At 62.4% G+C, this 15,994-nt stretch carries 14 protein-coding genes; 7 read left to right on the top strand and 7 right to left on the bottom strand.

The window, feature by feature from the left end; all coding sequences use genetic code 11:
* Positions 1-59 precede the first annotated feature (59 nt).
* From X750_RS148270 to X750_RS148280, 3 genes are all read right to left on the bottom strand, one after another.
* The gene (locus X750_RS148270) at positions 60-728 is read right to left on the bottom strand and encodes an RNA polymerase sigma factor (RefSeq protein WP_023747765.1); all 669 of its coding nucleotides are present in this window, start codon (positions 726-728) and stop codon (positions 60-62) included.
* A 103-nt stretch (positions 729-831) separates the two neighbouring features.
* The gene (locus tag X750_RS148275) at positions 832-1,920 is read right to left on the bottom strand and encodes an HPP family protein (RefSeq protein ID WP_023671478.1); all 1,089 of its coding nucleotides are present in this window, start codon (positions 1,918-1,920) and stop codon (positions 832-834) included.
* 226 nt (positions 1,921-2,146) lie between these two features.
* Positions 2,147-3,316, bottom strand: coding sequence for a cystathionine beta-lyase (locus X750_RS148280; protein ID WP_023705693.1), 1,170 nt, complete (start codon positions 3,314-3,316; stop codon positions 2,147-2,149).
* A gap of 458 nt (positions 3,317-3,774) precedes the next feature.
* On the opposite strand from X750_RS148280, the gene X750_RS148285 reads away from it, so the two are divergent.
* The 5 genes from X750_RS148285 (at position 3,775) to X750_RS148305 (ending at position 8,868) form a co-directional block, all read left to right on the top strand.
* A complete protein-coding gene (locus tag X750_RS148285) occupies positions 3,775-4,803 on the top strand; it encodes an amino acid ABC transporter substrate-binding protein (RefSeq protein ID WP_023671480.1) in 1,029 nt (342 codons plus the stop codon).
* Between the two features lie 62 nt (positions 4,804-4,865).
* Complete coding sequence (locus X750_RS148290) at positions 4,866-6,053, top strand: amino acid ABC transporter permease (RefSeq protein WP_023671481.1); 1,188 nt, start codon at positions 4,866-4,868, stop codon at positions 6,051-6,053.
* 4 nt (positions 6,054-6,057) lie between these two features.
* Positions 6,058-7,215, top strand: coding sequence for an amino acid ABC transporter permease (locus X750_RS148295; protein ID WP_023705694.1), 1,158 nt, complete (start codon positions 6,058-6,060; stop codon positions 7,213-7,215).
* 84 nt (positions 7,216-7,299) lie between these two features.
* Complete coding sequence (locus tag X750_RS148300; protein WP_023671483.1) at positions 7,300-8,103, top strand: amino acid ABC transporter ATP-binding protein; 804 nt, start codon at positions 7,300-7,302, stop codon at positions 8,101-8,103.
* Positions 8,104-8,202: 99 nt separating this feature from the next.
* Positions 8,203-8,868: a TIGR02117 family protein gene (locus X750_RS148305; RefSeq protein ID WP_023705695.1), complete on the top strand. Its 666-nt coding sequence runs from the start codon at positions 8,203-8,205 to the stop codon at positions 8,866-8,868.
* 224 nt (positions 8,869-9,092) lie between these two features.
* Here the strand turns inward: X750_RS148305 and X750_RS148310 are convergent, their stop codons facing one another.
* A complete protein-coding gene (locus tag X750_RS148310) occupies positions 9,093-10,331 on the bottom strand; it encodes an FAD-dependent monooxygenase (protein WP_023743011.1) in 1,239 nt (412 codons plus the stop codon).
* Between the two features lie 19 nt (positions 10,332-10,350).
* Positions 10,351-10,596, bottom strand: a complete 246-nt coding sequence (locus tag X750_RS148315) for a zinc-finger domain-containing protein (RefSeq protein WP_023705697.1) — start codon at positions 10,594-10,596, stop codon at positions 10,351-10,353.
* Between the two features lie 233 nt (positions 10,597-10,829).
* Between X750_RS148315 and X750_RS148320 the strand changes: the two genes are divergently transcribed.
* Positions 10,830-13,025: an RNA degradosome polyphosphate kinase gene (locus tag X750_RS148320; RefSeq protein ID WP_023705698.1), complete on the top strand. Its 2,196-nt coding sequence runs from the start codon at positions 10,830-10,832 to the stop codon at positions 13,023-13,025.
* Positions 13,022-14,554, top strand: coding sequence for an exopolyphosphatase (gene ppx / locus X750_RS148325; protein WP_023705699.1), 1,533 nt, complete (start codon positions 13,022-13,024; stop codon positions 14,552-14,554). The genes X750_RS148320 and ppx overlap by 4 nt, the downstream gene beginning before the upstream one ends.
* A gap of 259 nt (positions 14,555-14,813) precedes the next feature.
* Here ppx and X750_RS148330 read toward each other — a convergent pair whose 3' ends face one another.
* Together X750_RS148330 and X750_RS148335 are read right to left on the bottom strand one after the other, a co-directional pair.
* Complete coding sequence (locus X750_RS148330; protein ID WP_023705700.1) at positions 14,814-15,221, bottom strand: DoxX family protein; 408 nt, start codon at positions 15,219-15,221, stop codon at positions 14,814-14,816.
* 137 nt (positions 15,222-15,358) lie between these two features.
* Complete coding sequence (locus X750_RS148335) at positions 15,359-15,781, bottom strand: DoxX family protein (protein ID WP_023671490.1); 423 nt, start codon at positions 15,779-15,781, stop codon at positions 15,359-15,361.
* Positions 15,782-15,994: the final 213 nt, after the last annotated feature.

The raw sequence follows: 15,994 nt of genomic DNA, 5'->3' as shown, positions 1-15,994 counted from the left end.
GTCATTGGATGCGCAGCGGCGGCAAACGTTCCCGGGGAAATCGGCCAAATCAGCGATGATCAGCTCTCCAGGCCGAGCCGCTGCATGACGGCGCTGGTCAGCCTGTCGCAGCGCCGGCCGGCAAACGGGAAGGCGTCGAGCAGCACCGGCCCGATCTGGTCGTCGAGTGCCTTGCGTACCAGGGCGCGGGCGCGGTGTAGCCTTGTCTTGACGGTTTCCGGCCGCACGCCAAGCAGCTCGGCGGTCTCCTCGATACTGAGCCCCTCGATAACCCGCGCCACGAACACCGTCCGATAAACATCGGGTAGGCTGTCGGTCGCCCGTTCCACCAACTCGAGGATCTGCCGCTGCGCCATCGTCCGCTCCGGATCGTCGCTGGGATTGAGGGGGAACTGGATGATTTCGGCTTGCGGGTTTTTCGCCACCGTCCGCCGCCTTTTGCGCAGACGACCGAGCGCCTCGTTGATGACGATGCGCGACAGCCAGGTGGCCAATGAGGACTCCCCGCGAAAGGCATCGAGATGGGCAAAGGCTCTGACATAGGCCTCCTGGACGACGTCCTCGGCTTCAGCATCGTTGCGCACCACCCCGCGAGCGATGCGATAGAGCCGCTGATTATGGGTCTTCATGATGATGCGGAAGGCGTTGCCTTCGCGTGCCAGCGCGCGGCGCACGAGAAGCATCTCGCTTGAGGCAGCAGTGGGCATTGGTAGAGACATAGCAGGCATGGCCAGTTCCTCGATCCAATCCCCGTTCGAAACCTCGATCAAGACATTGGATAACATCGCCGGCAAAAGGTTCCCGGCCATTTTCGCCCGGCTCCGACGGCGCCTAGAATACTGCTTCCGCCAGCGGCTTGTCAGCAGCCTGCGCTCGTGCCGTTGCCGCAAGCAGATCGGTCTGCGTGATCAGGCCAAGGATGCGGCTGTCCCCGTCCACGATGATGACTGCATGGGTGCGGCCGTCGGTGAGCACCGGTAGCAGGGCCATGGCGGGCGTACCGGCGGCGGCGGTCGACGCTGTCGACGTAACGCTTCCGACGGCTTCGTCGGCTCGCGCCAATTCCCTCAATCCAACGGTGCCGACCAGTCTGGCGTCCTTGTCTACAACCGGCAGCGTGCGGATATTGTGGTCGAGCAGCAGATGACGCGCCCGATCGGCGGACGCGTGTTCATCGACCGAAATCACGTCGCACGACATGATGTCCTCGCACAACATGGTTCGGTGTGCGCGCATCGTCGCTTGCAGTTCGACCTGTCGCAGCAGTTGTTCGAGATCGTTGCGGTCGATGTCGAAGGTCTCGTCGAGCGCAGCCAGCGCGGCATCGATGTCCTCGGCCCGGAAGCCGATGCGCTCCTGAGCCGGCGGATCGATGGTTCCGTGCGTGCTTTTCGGGGCAGGGGCCGGCACATGCGGGTAGCTGCGTCGCGACAGCCTGTGGAAAGCATAGCCGAGCGCGACCAGCATCATGGAGTTCAGCGCCACCGGCACGAACGGAAACAGGAAGCCGGCACCGATCACGGCCGGCCCGCCGAGCACGGCGGTCAGTGCGGCGGCTCCGCCCGGCGGATGCAGGCAGCGTGAGAACGACATGGCGGCGATCGCCATCGCCACGGCAATGCCCGTTGCGAGAACGGGCTGATGGACGAAATGGGCCACGATCACGCCGACCAGCGCCGATATTGTATTGCCGCCGATGATCGACCATGGCTGCGCCAGCGGGCTTGCAGGCACCGCAAACAGCAGCACCGCCGAAGCCCCCATCGGCGCCACCAGCAGCGGCACATGCGGGCCGTTGCCAAGCACCAGCGCGCCGATCGCGCCGGTCAGCGCAATGCCGATCATCGCCCCGATGCAGGCGATGAGGCGCTCGCGCAGCGTCGCGCCGGCGAGAATGGGGACAAAGAGACGAAAGGCCATGGTAAGCTCAGTCCGGCTGGAATTGTGGGCGCAGCGCCTGCAATGGCGTTGGGCCGACGATTTTGAAAGTCAAACCGATCCGAAAAAGCGCGCGTTGGGGAAATAACATTGCGCTTGGTCTACCCATGAGCGGCTTTGCGACGTCGATCGTCCTACGAAAGTCGCTCGCCAATCCTTTCAACGGGTTAAGCGGGCTAGCGGAATCAGCTTCGCAAGTTTGCTGGTGTCATGCCGCAGCGGCCGCTTCCAGCCCGCGCAGGATATCGGCCTTGAGGTCCTCGACATCCTCGAGCCCGATCTGCAGCCGGATCAGCGGGCCGTCATAGGGGCCCTTGGCGACGGTACGGTCGCCGAGGAAGACCGGCACGGCAAGGCTCTCATAGCCGCCCCAGGAATAGCCGAGACCGAAGATTTTCAAGGCATCGAGGAAGGCATGCTGCTGTCTCTGGCCGCCGCCTTTGAGCACGATGGAAAAGATGCCGCTCGAGCCGGAAAAATCACGCTTCCACACCGCGTGGTCGGGGTGGCTGGGGAGCGCCGGGTGCAGCACGCGGGCCACGCCGGGCTGGCCTTCAAGCCAGACGGCAATGGCAAGCGCGCTCTTTTGATGGTGATCCAGCCGAACGCCCATCGTGCGCAGGCCGCGCAGGACTTGATAGACGTCGTCGGGGCCGGCGCAGCAGCCCATCGTGTAGAACGTCTCGCAAAGCTGCTTCCAGCAGTTGGCATTGGCAGACACTGTGCCCAGCAGCACGTCCGAATGCCCGGCCGGATATTTCGTCGCCGCATGGATCGAGATATCGACGCCGTGGTCGAGCGGATGGAAGTAGAGCGGCGTTGCCCAGGTGTTGTCCATCATGACGATGGCGCCCGTTTCATGCGCCGCCTTGGCGATCGCCGGAACGTCCTGCACCTCGAAGGTGTTGGAGGCCGGTGATTCCGTAAACACGACTTTGGTGTTCGGCTTGATCAAGCTGGCGATGCCGGCGCCGGCATGCGGATCGTAATACTCGACCTCGACACCCAGCCGCTTCAGCATCGTGTCGGCGAAATTGCGGGTCGGATGGTAAACGGAATCGACAATCAGGATGTGATCGCCTGCCGAGAGAAACGCCAGCAACGGAACGGTCACCGCCGCCAGGCCCGACGGCACGATTATGGTGCCGGCGGAGCCTTCCAGCGCGTCGATAGCATGCGCCAACGCATCGGTGGTCGGCGTGCCGCGTGTGCCATAGGTGTATTTCTGGCTGCGCGCCGCCATCGCCGACGCATTGGGATAGAGCACGGTCGAGGCATGCACGATCGGCGGATTGACGAAGCCGAAATAGTCGTGCGGATTGTTGCCCGAATGGGCAAGCCGCGTGTTGATACCCATCTCGTTGCCGTCAGTCGCCATTGCTCTTCGCCTCGTGGTGAACGCGCTAGCCATAGAGCGGCGGCATTGGCCGTGCAACAGCGGGCGCCCGCCAGGTGGTGCCCTTTGCATAGGCCAATTCCCTTATGAATAGTCTGGAATGCGTAGCAATCCAGAGCCGCGGATTTCATGAGTGGATGTGGATTAGCGTCGACGGACTTTGCCGTTTTTGTTTGCGGGGCTTGCTGCTTTCCTGATGGTGTTGTCCGCAATTCAGGCATTTGCGGCAATTGGTTTTCAAAGCTGTCGTGAAACGGTCATTTCCCTTGACCTCACAGAGATAATCGCCTTCGATGCAGTTCGTGAATGGGAGGGGCCGGGCGTCGGTTACGACGCGAGGTTCCGGAATGAGCCGGATGGGAGCCGGGTTCACGCGGGAAAAGATCAGGATTTGCCTGAGGATCAGGGTTTACCTGAAAACAGAAAAGGGTCTGTGGGTTATGAAACATATTGCAATTGGCATTCTCGGTGCCGCTGCGCTTGGATGGATGGCTTCGGCCGCGTCGGCGACAACGCTCGATACCGTCAAGGCGAAGGGCTTCATCCAGTGCGGTGTCTCGACGGGCCTGGCCGGCTTCTCGGCGCCTGACGACAAAGGCGATTGGAAAGGCATCGACGCGGATTTCTGCCGCGCTGTCGCTGGTGCAGTCTTCGGCGATGCCTCCAAGGTCAAGTTCACGCCGCTCAGCGCCAAGGAGCGCTTCACCGCGTTGCAGTCGGGCGAGATCGATCTCCTGTCGCGCAACACCACATGGACCATCAATCGCGATACCGCGCTTGGCCTGAACTTCATCGGCGTCACCTATTATGACGGCCAGGGTTTCATGATCAACGCCAAGAAACTGCCTGGCGTCAATTCGGCGCTGCAGCTTTCAGGTGCGGCAGTCTGCGTGCAGAGCGGCACCACCACCGAGCTCAACCTCGCCGATTACTTCAAGGCGAACAAGATGGAGTACAACCCGGTCGTCTTCGAAAAGCTGGAAGAGGTCAACGCTGCCTATGACGCCGGCCGCTGCGACGTCTACACCACCGACCAATCCGGCCTCTATGGCATCCGCCTGACGCTGAGTGCGCCGGCCGACCATGTCGTGCTGCCCGAGATCATCTCCAAAGAGCCGCTCGGCCCCGCCGTACGCCAGGGGGACGACCAGTGGTACCACATCGTCAAGTGGACCTACTTCGCCCTGTTGCAGGCAGAGGAACTGGGCATCACCCAGGCCAATGTCGAAGAGATGAAGACCTCGGATAATCCGGAGATCAAGCGCGTGCTCGGTCAGGAAGCCGAAACCAAGATCGGAACCGACCTTGGCGTGAGCAATGACTGGGTCGTCAACATCGTCAAGGCAGTCGGCAATTACGGCGAGATGTTCGAGCGCAATGTCGGCACCGGCAGCCCGCTGAAGATCGCGCGCGGCATCAATGCGCTGTGGACCAAGGGCGGCCTGCAATACGCACCGCCGATCCGCTGATCGAAATGTGATCCGGAAGGCAGATCATCTGCCTTCCGGTTTCTCTTTCCAGGGGATGAGCAATGGCATCGCAGGAAGTTCTTCGCGAGGAGCCGAGCCGCGGTTCCTTCATCAACGATCCGAAAGTCCGCGGGTTTTTCTTCCAGGCGGTGGTTGTCATCTTGCTGGTGGCGGGCGTCTGGTGGATCGTCCACAACGTCATCGTCAACCTGCAGCGCCTGCATATTACTTCCGGTTTTGGCTTCCTGAACAACCGAGCAGGCTTTGACATTCCAGTCAGGCCCATCGCTTATGATTCTGATTCGACCTATGGCCAGGCCATTGTCGTCGGGCTTATCAACACCATTATCGTCGCCGTTGCCGGCATTATCACCGCGACCATCATTGGCTTCATTGTCGGCGTCGGCCGGTTATCGCGCAACTGGCTGGTTCGCAAGATTTGCACGGTCTATGTCGAGGTGTTCCGCAACATTCCGCCCCTGCTGGTGATCTTCTTCTGGTATTCAGGCGTGCTCGCGGTACTGCCGGCGCCTCGCGACAGTTTCAATTTGCCGTTCGGCTCTTTCCTCAACCAACGCGGTTTCTATTTTCCGCGCGCTATCTGGGGCGACGGCTCCTGGCTGATGTTTGTCGCCTTGCTTGTCGGCATCGCCATGGCTTTTTTTGTCGCGCGCACGGCACGCCAGCGGCAAATGGCAACGGGCCAGCAGTTTCCCGTATTCTGGACTTCGGCGGCGCTGATCGTCGGCCTTCCGCTCCTGGCCTATGCGCTGAGCGGCTTTCCCTTGAGCTTCGACTTTCCAAAACAATCGACCTTCAACCTGACCGGAGGCTTTCAGATCGGGCCGGAGTTCCTGTCTCTCTATTTGGCGCTGTCCTGTTACACGGCCTCCTTCATCGCCGAGATCGTGCGCGCCGGCATTCTCGGCGTCAGCAAGGGTCAGACCGAAGCGGCTGGCGCCCTGGGGCTGCGGCCGGGATCTATCCTGCGGCTTGTCGTCGTTCCCCAAGCCATGCGGATTGTCATCCCGCCGCTGACCAGCCAGTATCTCAACCTGACCAAGAACTCGTCGCTGGCCATCGCCATCGGTTATCCCGACCTGACGGCGATCGCGGGCACAGTGCTGAATCAGACCGGTCAAGCGGTCGAGGGTGTGCTGATCATGATGGTCGTCTATCTCATCATCAGCCTGGTGACGTCGGCGGTGATGAATGTGGTTAACGCCAGGATGGCGCTGGTGGAGAGGTAAGACCATGCAGGAACATGATACCTCCTGGGTGCGGACCGAAATGGCACTCGCTCAACAAGCCCCGGCCGGCGTGCGGGGGCCTTTGGCCTGGGTTCGCAAGAACCTGATCGGTTCGGTGGGCGACGTCATCCTGACTGTAGTGGCTATTGCGCTGGTGGTGATGATCGTGCCGCCCATCGTCAACTGGGCCTTCATCAACGCCCAGTGGACGGGGCCGGACCGGACTGTATGCGCCACGGTGGCGCAAGGCGGAATCCAGCCGGACGGCTGGTCAGGCGCCTGCTGGGCCTTCGTCAACGCGAAGTTCGGCCAGTTGATGCTTGGCCGCTATCCCCTGGAAGAGCGCTGGCGGCCGATCCTGGTCGCCGTCCTGTTCGTGGCGCTGCTGGTGCCGTTGCTGATGCCACGTGTGCCGCGCAAGGGGTTGAACGCCATTCTTCTATTCCTGGCACTGCCGATCATCGCGTTCGTGCTCCTGGTCGGCGGCATCTTCGGCCTGCCGCATGTGGAGACCCAGCTATGGGGCGGGCTGCTGGTGACGCTGAGCCTGTCCTTTGTCGGCATTGCCGTGTCGCTGCCGATGGGCATCGTGCTGGCGCTCGGCCGGCGCTCCAAGATGCCGATCGTCAAGACACTGTGCGTGGTCTTCATCGAGTTCGTTCGCGGCATCCCGCTGATCACCGTTCTGTTCTTTGCCAGCGTCATGCTGCCGCTGTTTCTGCCCGCCGGGGTTTCGTTCGACAAATATCTCAGGGCGCTGATCGGCGTCTCGCTGTTTGCCGCGGCCTATATGGCGGAAGTGGTGCGCGGCGGCCTGCAGGCGATCCCCAAGGGCCAGTATGAGGGTGCGGATTCGCTTGGCCTGGGCTACTGGCAGAAGATGGTGCTGATCGTGCTGCCGCAGGCACTGAAGCTGGTCATCCCCGGCATCGTCAATACCTTCATCGGCATGTTCAAGGACACAAGCCTCGTCATCATCATCTCGATGTTTGACCTGCTTGGCGTCGTCAAGCAGAACTTCTCGGACGCCAATTGGGCGACGCCACAGACCGCGAGATCCGGTCTCATCTTTGCAGCCTTCGTCTTCTGGCTGTTCTGCTTCGGCATGTCGCGGTATTCGATGTACACGGAACGCCGGCTCGACACCGGCCACAAACGTTGATGCATGTCGCCCAAAAGTGTTTAGCGGTTTTGGGACAACGACATGCATCATAGCTAAAAGACAGAACAAAAAGGGGAACCTGCCATGGTCATAGAAAACGCCGTCAGCGCCGAAGAGATCAAGGTCGATGCCAAGAAGATGCACATTTCGACCACCGATGTCGCAATCGACATCATCGGCATGCACAAATGGTATGGCGAGTTCCATGTGCTGAAGGACATCAACCTCAAGGTGATGCGCGGCGAGCGCATCGTCATCTGCGGTCCTTCGGGCTCGGGCAAGTCGACCATGATCCGCTGCATCAACCGGCTGGAAGAGCACCAGAAGGGCAAGATCATCGTCGACGGCAAGGAACTCACCAACGATCTCAAGAAGATCGACGAGGTGCGCCGCGAGGTCGGCATGGTGTTCCAGCACTTCAACCTGTTCCCGCATCTGACCATCCTGGAGAACTGCACGCTGGCGCCGATCTGGGTGCGCAAGACGCCGAAGAAGCAGGCCGAGGAAATCGCGATGCACTTCCTCAAGCGCGTCAAGATCCCCGAACAGGCCAACAAATATCCGGGCCAGCTGTCGGGCGGCCAGCAGCAGCGCGTAGCGATCGCGCGTTCGCTGTGCATGAACCCGCGCATCATGCTGTTCGATGAGCCGACCTCGGCGCTCGATCCAGAAATGATCAAGGAAGTGCTGGAAACGATGGTGGGCCTGGCCGAGGAAGGCATGACCATGCTGTGCGTCACTCACGAAATGGGCTTTGCCCGCAAGGTCGCCAACCGGGTGATCTTCATGGATCAGGGCCAGATCGTCGAACAGAACACGCCGGCCGAGTTCTTCGACCATCCGCGCCACGAGCGCACGAAGCTGTTTCTGTCGCAGATCCTGCACTGAGCATTTTCATGCGAACCAAAAGAGCCCGGCCGTAATGCGGCCGGGCTCTTTTGCTATCCGGGGTTGATCTTCTCCATTGAAACACAAAGCCGCCGCCGCATGATAAAAGCCCTGCGTTTCGTGGCCATGCTGATTATTGTGGTCGCGCTCGCTGCCACGCTCGGCACGCTGGTGCCGCGTCCGCTGTGGCCGGCGTCAGCGGCGGGTGAGGGCACGCGCCATATTCTGGTGCTGGAGAATCCGATCCACACCGACATCGCCATTCCCGTCGATGACGAGGTGCACCGGCGCTTCCATTTCTTGGTCGCTGCCGGCATCCCTGTCGACGCCCCGGAAGTGCGCTACATCGTCTTTGGCTGGGGCGGCCGGGCCTTCTATCTGGAGACGCCGAGCTGGTCGCAGCTGAAGACAGTGCCCGTCCTCAAGGCGCTGACACTGGACGCCTCGGTCATGCATGTCGATATCGCCGGGGCCATCGCCGAGCCGCACCCTGCTGTCACCGGTTTCGACATCGATGAGGAACGTTTTGCAGCGCTGCTCGACTATATCGACGCGAGTTTCCAGCAAGGGCCGCATGGTCCGGTCGTCATCGAGAACGCCGCCTATTCCAGCTTCGACCGCTTCTTCGAGGCGAACGGCCATTTCAACGCGCTGGTCGGCTGCAACACCTGGACAGCCGCCGGCCTGCGCACCGCCGGCCTGCGCACCGGCTGGTGGAACCCGCTGCCGGCCTCGCTGGGATTTTCAATGCGGTTTCATAACTAGCAGTCCTTCATCGCACCGCGACAGTGCTGGATCTTTTGAAGTCAGCGGGACAGCACCCCCCTCTGGCCAGCCGGCCATCTCCCCCGCAAGGGGGGAGATCAGCCGTTTTGCCCGCGGCGCTCCTGCTGCAACGCCGGCGATTTTGGCGAAGGCGACGGCGACATCCAATCTCCCCCCTTGCGGGGGGAGATGTCCGGCAGGACAGAGGGGGGTGGGAAGGATCGCTACGTCGACGATCTAGACTGCCGAGTGTCCGCTCGCCATCCATAGAGCCAGTCGAGGTCGGCGGCGAGCTTGTCGGGCGAGCGCATGGCCAGGAACAGATTGCGGGCGATCGCCACCGGGCCGGCAGCATGCCAGGCGAGGCGGTTTACGGCCCCACGACGCGCGGCCTTGGCGACACGCGGCCGCCGAAGATTTTCCCAGATTTGAAAACTTCTGAGCAGATCGCCAGGGAAATCGGCGATAGCGTCGGCAAGCGTGATGGCATCTTCGATCGCCATTGCCGCGCCCTGTGCGGCAAACGGCGTCATCGCATGCGCAGCGTCGCCGATCAGCGCGATGCCCTGCGGGCTCGTCCACCGCTGTTGTTCGACGGTGTGGATCGGAAAGGCCGTCCATGGGCCGGCCAGTGCCACGAGCTTCGTCAGGCCCGGCGCGGTGCCGCGCAGGGCAGCCGTGAGGATCGCGGGATCGGCATGGCCCGACCAACCTTCGGCCATGCGCTCACCCTTGGTGAAGGCGGCGAGATTGAAGGCCCGGCCTTTGCTGACGGGATAGGCGACCATGTGGAAGCCTGGATGCAGGAACGTGGTGACGCAGTCGGCGGCGCCGATCGCGACAAAGGCTTCGCCGGCGGCGCTCTCGGCCGCGATCGTGACTCGCCAGGCGAGTTCGCCCGAAAAACGGCTTTTGACGAAGTCCTCGCCTGCGAGTTGCGCCCTGACTGCCGACCAGACGCCGTCGGAGCCGACCAGCAGTTTGCCGCGTGCCTCGATCTCGCGGCCGTCCACTTCGGCGGTCACGGCGACATATTGCGCGTCTTTGACGATGCGGGTCACGCGGGCGCCGGTGATGAGCTCAATCTCCGGCCGTTCGGCCATTTGCGCCAGCAGCGCTGCCTGCAGATCGGCGCGGTGAGCGACGAGATAAGGCGCCTGCCAGCGCGCTTCGGCGGCTTGCCCAAGCGGTACCCGCGCCAGTTCGCGCAGCGTCCCGGCGTCCTTGAGCACGACCGCTTCCGGCCGCAACGCTGCGGGCAGCAGCCGGTCGAGCACGCCGAGTTTTCCAAGAATGCGTGTTGCGTTGGGCGAAAGCTGGATGCCGGCGCCGGCCGCGTCTAGGTGCTGTGCCTGTTCGATCAGCTTTACCGGATAACGCCGTCCGGCGAAGGCAAGGGCAGCGGTCAGCCCGGCGATGCCGGCCCCGGCGATTATGACCTGCCGGGACCTGATGTCTTCCATCGGGCTTGTCGCGGAAGGATCAGGCGGCCTGGTCGATATAAAGGCAACCGGCCGGCAGCGTTTCCGTCGCCCTCAGCTTCGCCGAATAGCGGTAGAGCGTCGAGCAATAGGGGCAGACCTTTTCATTGTCGTCGCCCATGTCGAGGAACACGTGTGGATGGTCGAAGGGCGGGTTGGCGCCGGTGCACATGAATTCCTTGACGCCGATGTCGATTGCCGGATGGCCCGCATCGTTCTGGAAGTGGGGAATGGAACCGCCTGCCATCGTCGTCTCCTTGATCTCGTCGAAAAGCATCTGGAACATAACAGACCTGTTTGCAAGATCGATGAAATGAAACTGTCGCAAAAGCCTGTCAGAGGATACGGTGAGCCGGTTAAGTGCATGTCCCTGAAATCGGAATGGTTTTCGCCGAAGGGCCATGCGTCACAAAAGCGTGTTAGAGGCATGGCACGTCCAGCGGCGCTCCAAGGGACGGTTGGCGGGGAAGAGCAGGAACCATGAACGAACTGAAGCCGGTGCAGAGCGAATTCATCAATGTCGAGGTGGCGAGCCCCGAGGGCGGCAACCCCGATCGGTTCGTCAACCGTGAGTTCTCCTGGCTGCAGTTCAACCGGCGTGTGCTCGAGGAATCACAGAACGAGCACCATCCGCTGCTCGAACGCGTCCGTTTCCTGTCGATTTCGGCCGCCAATCTCGATGAATTCTTCATGGTCCGCGTCGCCGGCCTTGCGGGCCAGGTGCGCGAAGGCATTGCGCTCAAGAGCCCCGACGGCCGCACGCCGGAGCAGCAGCTGGAACAATTGCTGCGCGAGGTCGAGCGGCTGCAGGAGGACCAGCAGAACAGCCTTTCGGCGCTGATGTTGCTGCTCAACAAGGAAGGCATTGAGAGCATCACCCGCGATGCACTGACCAAGGATGAGAAAGTCTGGCTGGAAGATCATTTCCAGGACCAGGTCTTCCCGGTCCTGACTCCACTGTCGATCGACCCGGCGCATCCGTTTCCGTTCATTCCCAATCTCGGCTTCTCGATGGCGCTGCAATTGCGCCATCGCAAGAATGGCGAGGAGATGAGCGCGCTTCTGCGCCTGCCGGTGGCGCTGAAGCGCTTCATCCGTCTGCCCGACCGCAAGCAGCACGTTCGCTTCATTCCGTTGGAGGAGGCTGTCGGCCTCTATATCGGCAAGCTGTTCCCCGGCTATGAGGTCAAGGGTTCCGGCACCTTCCGCATCATCCGGGACAGCGATATCGAGGTCGAGGAAGAGTCGGAAGATCTCGTGCGCCTGTTCGAGACGGCGCTGAAGCGGCGCCGCCGCGGTTCGGTCATCCGCATCGAATTCGACAAGTCGATGCCCGGCGAATTGCGCGAGTTCGTCGCCGGCGAGCTTGGCGTCTCTTCGAGCCGCATCAGCGTTCTGACCGGCCCGCTGGCGCTCAGCCAGATTTCCGAGATCGTCGCCGTGCCGCGCGACGACCTGAAGTTCACCCCCTACAATCCGCGCTTTCCCGAGCGCATCCGCGAGCATGGCGGCGACTGTTTCGCGGCCATCCGCGAGAAGGACATCGTCGTCCACCACCCCTATGAATCCTTCGACGTGGTGGTCCAGTTCCTGCGCCAGGCGATGGCCGACCCGGAGGTGGTGGCAATCAAGCAGACGCTCTACCGCACCTCCAACGACAGCCCGATCGTGCGCGCCTTGGTCGACGCGGCCGAGGCCGGCAAGTCGGTGACCGCCCTGGTCGAGCTCAAGGCGCGCTTCGACGAGGAAGCCAACATCCGCTGGGCGCGCGACCTCGAACGCGCCGGCGTCCAGGTCGTGTTCGGCTTCCTCGAACTGAAAACCCATGCGAAAATGTCGCTCGTGGTGCGGCGTGAGGACGGCAAGCTGCGCAACTATGTGCATCTCGGCACCGGCAACTACCATCCGGTGACCGCGCGCATCTACACCGACCTGTCCTTCTTCACCACCGATCCGACGATCGCGCGCGATGTCGCCCAGCTGTTCAACTTCATCACCGGCTATGCCGAGCCGACCGATGAGATGCGGATCGCCATCTCGCCGTTTACGCTGCGCAGCCGTATCCTCAAGCACATTGCCGACGAGGTCGCCTACGCGCTGGCTGGCCGTCCGGCGCGCATCTGGATGAAGATGAACGCGCTCGTCGATCCCAACATCATTGATGCGCTCTATGACGCCAGCCGTGCCGGCGTGGAGATCGATCTCGTCGTGCGCGGCATCTGCTGCCTGCGGCCGCAGGTGCCCGGCCTGTCGGAAAACATCAGAGTCAAGTCGATCGTCGGCCGCTTCCTCGAACACAGCCGCATCTATTGCTTCGGCAACGGCCATGGCCTGCCGTCGGACGAGGCGATCGTCTACATCGCCTCGGCCGACTTGATGCCACGCAATCTCGACCGCCGCGTCGAGACCATGGTGCCGATCACCAATCCGACGGTGCATGAACAGATCCTTGGCCAGATCATGCTGGGCAACATCATGGACAACCAGCAAAGTTTCGACGTATTGGCTGACGGAACCTCCCGGCGCGTCGTGCTGGATGAGGGTGAGGAACCGTTCAACGCGCAGGAATATTTCATGACCAATCCGAGCCTGTCGGGACGGGGTGACGCGCTGAAGTCGCATGCGCCCAAGCGCATCGCGCAGTTCAAGCGTCGCAAGAAGAACAGCGGCTCATGATTTCAACGTCCCAAGGCCGGCTGCAGGATCGCCGGCCGCTGTCCATCATCGACATCGGCTCGAACTCGATCCGCCTTGTCGTCTATGAAGGGTTGGCGCGCTCGCCGACCTTGCTGTTCAACGAAAAGATGCTGGCCGGCCTCGGCCGCGGCATCGTTTCGACCGGCAAGCTCGACCCCGAGGCGGTGACGCGCTCGATGGAGGAGTTCCGCCGTTTCCGCGCGCTCTCCGACCAGGCGGGTGCGGAGCACATGTTTGTGCTGGCAACGGCCGCGGCCCGCGAAGCGATCAACGGCCCCGATTTCATCCACCGCGCCCAGGATGTGCTCAAGACCGAGATCCGCGTGCTCACTGGCCGGCAGGAGGCGCATTATTCGGCGCTTGGCGTCATTTCGGGCTTCCACCCCGCCAATGGCATTGCCGGCGATCTTGGCGGCGGCAGCCTGGAGCTTATCGACATCAATGGCGAGGCGATCGGCGACGGCATCACGCTGCCGCTGGGTGGCCTGCGGCTGCAGGACATGGCCAGGAATTCGCTCGCCCAGGCGGCAAAGATCACCCGCGACGAACTGGCGCGCGCCAAATTGTTGAAGGGCGGGCAGGGACGGCCCTTCTACGCCGTTGGCGGCACCTGGCGAAACCTTGCCCGGCTGCACATGGAAATGACCAACTACCCGCTTGGCGTCATGCACCACTATGAGATCGGTGTCGACAGCGCCGCCAATTTCCTGAAGCAGGTGGCGAAAGGCGAGATCGAGAAGGTCAAGGGCATCGAAGGCGTGTCGAAGAACCGCCGTTCGCTGCTGCCCTATGGCGCGGTCGTGCTGCAGGAGATCATGGCGGCGATGCAGCCGTCGAAGATCATCGTCTCGGCATTGGGCGTGCGCGAAGGGTTTCTCTATTCGCTGCTCGACCCTGCCGAGCAGAAGGCCGATCCGCTGGTCTCCGCTTCGGAGGAACTGGCGCGGCTGCGGTCGCGCTCGGTCACCCATGCGCATGAGCTTGTCGAATGGACGGACAAGACCTTTGCCGCCTTCGGCATCGACGAGACGGAGGATGAGGCGCGCTATCGCCACGCTGCCTGTCTGCTGGCCGATATAGGCTGGCGCGCACACCCGGAATATCGCGGCAAGCAGTCGCTCAACATCATTGCCCACGCCTCCTTCATTGGCGTCGATCACCCCGGCCGTGCCTTCCTGGCGCTGGTCGGCCTGTTCCGCCACGAAGGCGTGTTCAACGATGCGGCGCCGGAAATCCGCGGCCTGGCGACGCCGCGCTATCTCGAGCGCGCCCGCATCCTGGCGGCGGTGCTGCGCGTCGTCTATCTGCTGACGGCGGCCATGCCCGGCGTCATGCCGCGGCTGAAATGGGAAAACCGCGGCAATGGCACGTTGGCGCTGGTGCTGCCGGCCTCACTTTCCGATCTTTACGGCGAACGCCCGGCCGGACGGCTGGCGCAACTGGCGCGGATCACCAACCGCCGGCTGGTGCTGGCGGTCGAGGGTGGGCAGAGCGTGTCGGTGAAGTAGGCGCGGCCTGACAGCAAAACCATGTCGTCGTCGGCCTCGCGTTCGAGGACCGGCTTCCTCAATCCGTCGCTGCTTCGCACCGCCACCTTCCCCCTCCGGAGGGAAAGGAAGGGAGCCTCGTTGGAAAGCGTTGGCGGCAATAGGCTCGAGCCCTTCCTCTACTCCGTCGATCGGGGGAGAGGTGGCTCGGCGGAGCCGAGACGGAGTGGGGGTCGACCTGCCTCGGCGAGGGATCAACCTGGGACGATATTTGACGATATCAGACCGCGGCGCGGCGCCCGTCGATCGACCAGGCCCCGGCGCCGGCCATGGCTAGCGCCAGGAATCCACCGGCGATGGCAATATCCTTCATCAGCATCTGCTGGTGCAGGAAGGTGAGCATCGGGTCATCGCCGCCCTGGCCGTAGTGGCCGATGGAGCCTGCAACGATGCAGAAAGCGGCAAGAAGTATCGCAACGACCGGCGTCTGAAAGCCGACCAGTATCAAGAGACCGGCAATCGACTCGAACAGCCCGGTGCTCCAGGCAGCAAGCGTCGGCAATGGCATGCCGAGGCCGGCGAAATAGCCGGTCGTCCCGGCAATGTCGGCGAGCGCGTGGTAGCCGGAGGGAACGAGCAGGGCGGCGAGCAGCAGCCGGGAAATCAGAAGCAATGCATCGCGGGGCATGGTCATCTCCGTTGTCTGTCCGCCGGCTGTTTCGAGACCGATCCTAGCAGGGATGGGACGGGCGCGCGCTTGGGCAGACAACGAAAAAGCGGCGTGGAAAATTCCACGCCGCTTTTTTCAGGCTTGGGAGGGAAAGCTCAGCCGCGCTTGGCGTCGATCGAGTAGGCGCCAGGGCCCGAGGAAGCCAGCAGCAGGAAACCGCCGGTGATGGCGACGTTCTTCAGGAAATGGATCATCTGGTTCTGGTCGGCCCAGCCGGTATGGGCGACAAAGGCCGAGGCGATGGTGAAGACCGCGAGCACCCAGGCGGCGATGCGGGTCTGAAAGCCAACGAGCACGGCAAGGCCGCCGAGCAATTCGATCAGGCCGACGACAATGGCCGTTATGGTCGGCACCGGCAGGCCCATGGCGCCGAAATAGCCGGCGGTGCCGGAAATGGCGGTGAGCTTGCCGAAGCCGGAAAGCAGGAAGATGGCGGCGAGCAGGATGCGGCCGAGCAGGATGGTGGTGGAGCTGTTGGACGCGATGCCGGCGCCGGCAGCGGAAGTGTTGATGGACATGGTGGCTCTCCGAAAAGGGTTGATGTCCCGGTCAGATAGACCAAGCCGACTGTTCACCAAAGCCGCCAGTCCGGCGACACATTGTTCACAGGACGTACATTTCGGGATCGTTCGACCGACGCAAAATTCTTGTCGCGGCCAGCAGCGGCGGGAGCAAATTGTCCCGCCACACAATTCGGATTTCTAGTTGACGCAATTCCAAAGAGGAAGGGC

Source organism: Mesorhizobium sp. LNJC391B00, assembly GCF_000502535.1.
Lineage (GTDB): Bacteria > Pseudomonadota > Alphaproteobacteria > Rhizobiales > Rhizobiaceae > Mesorhizobium.
The sequence above is the reverse complement of the archived record's forward strand: the minus strand, read 5'-3'. Positions and strand labels throughout refer to the sequence as shown.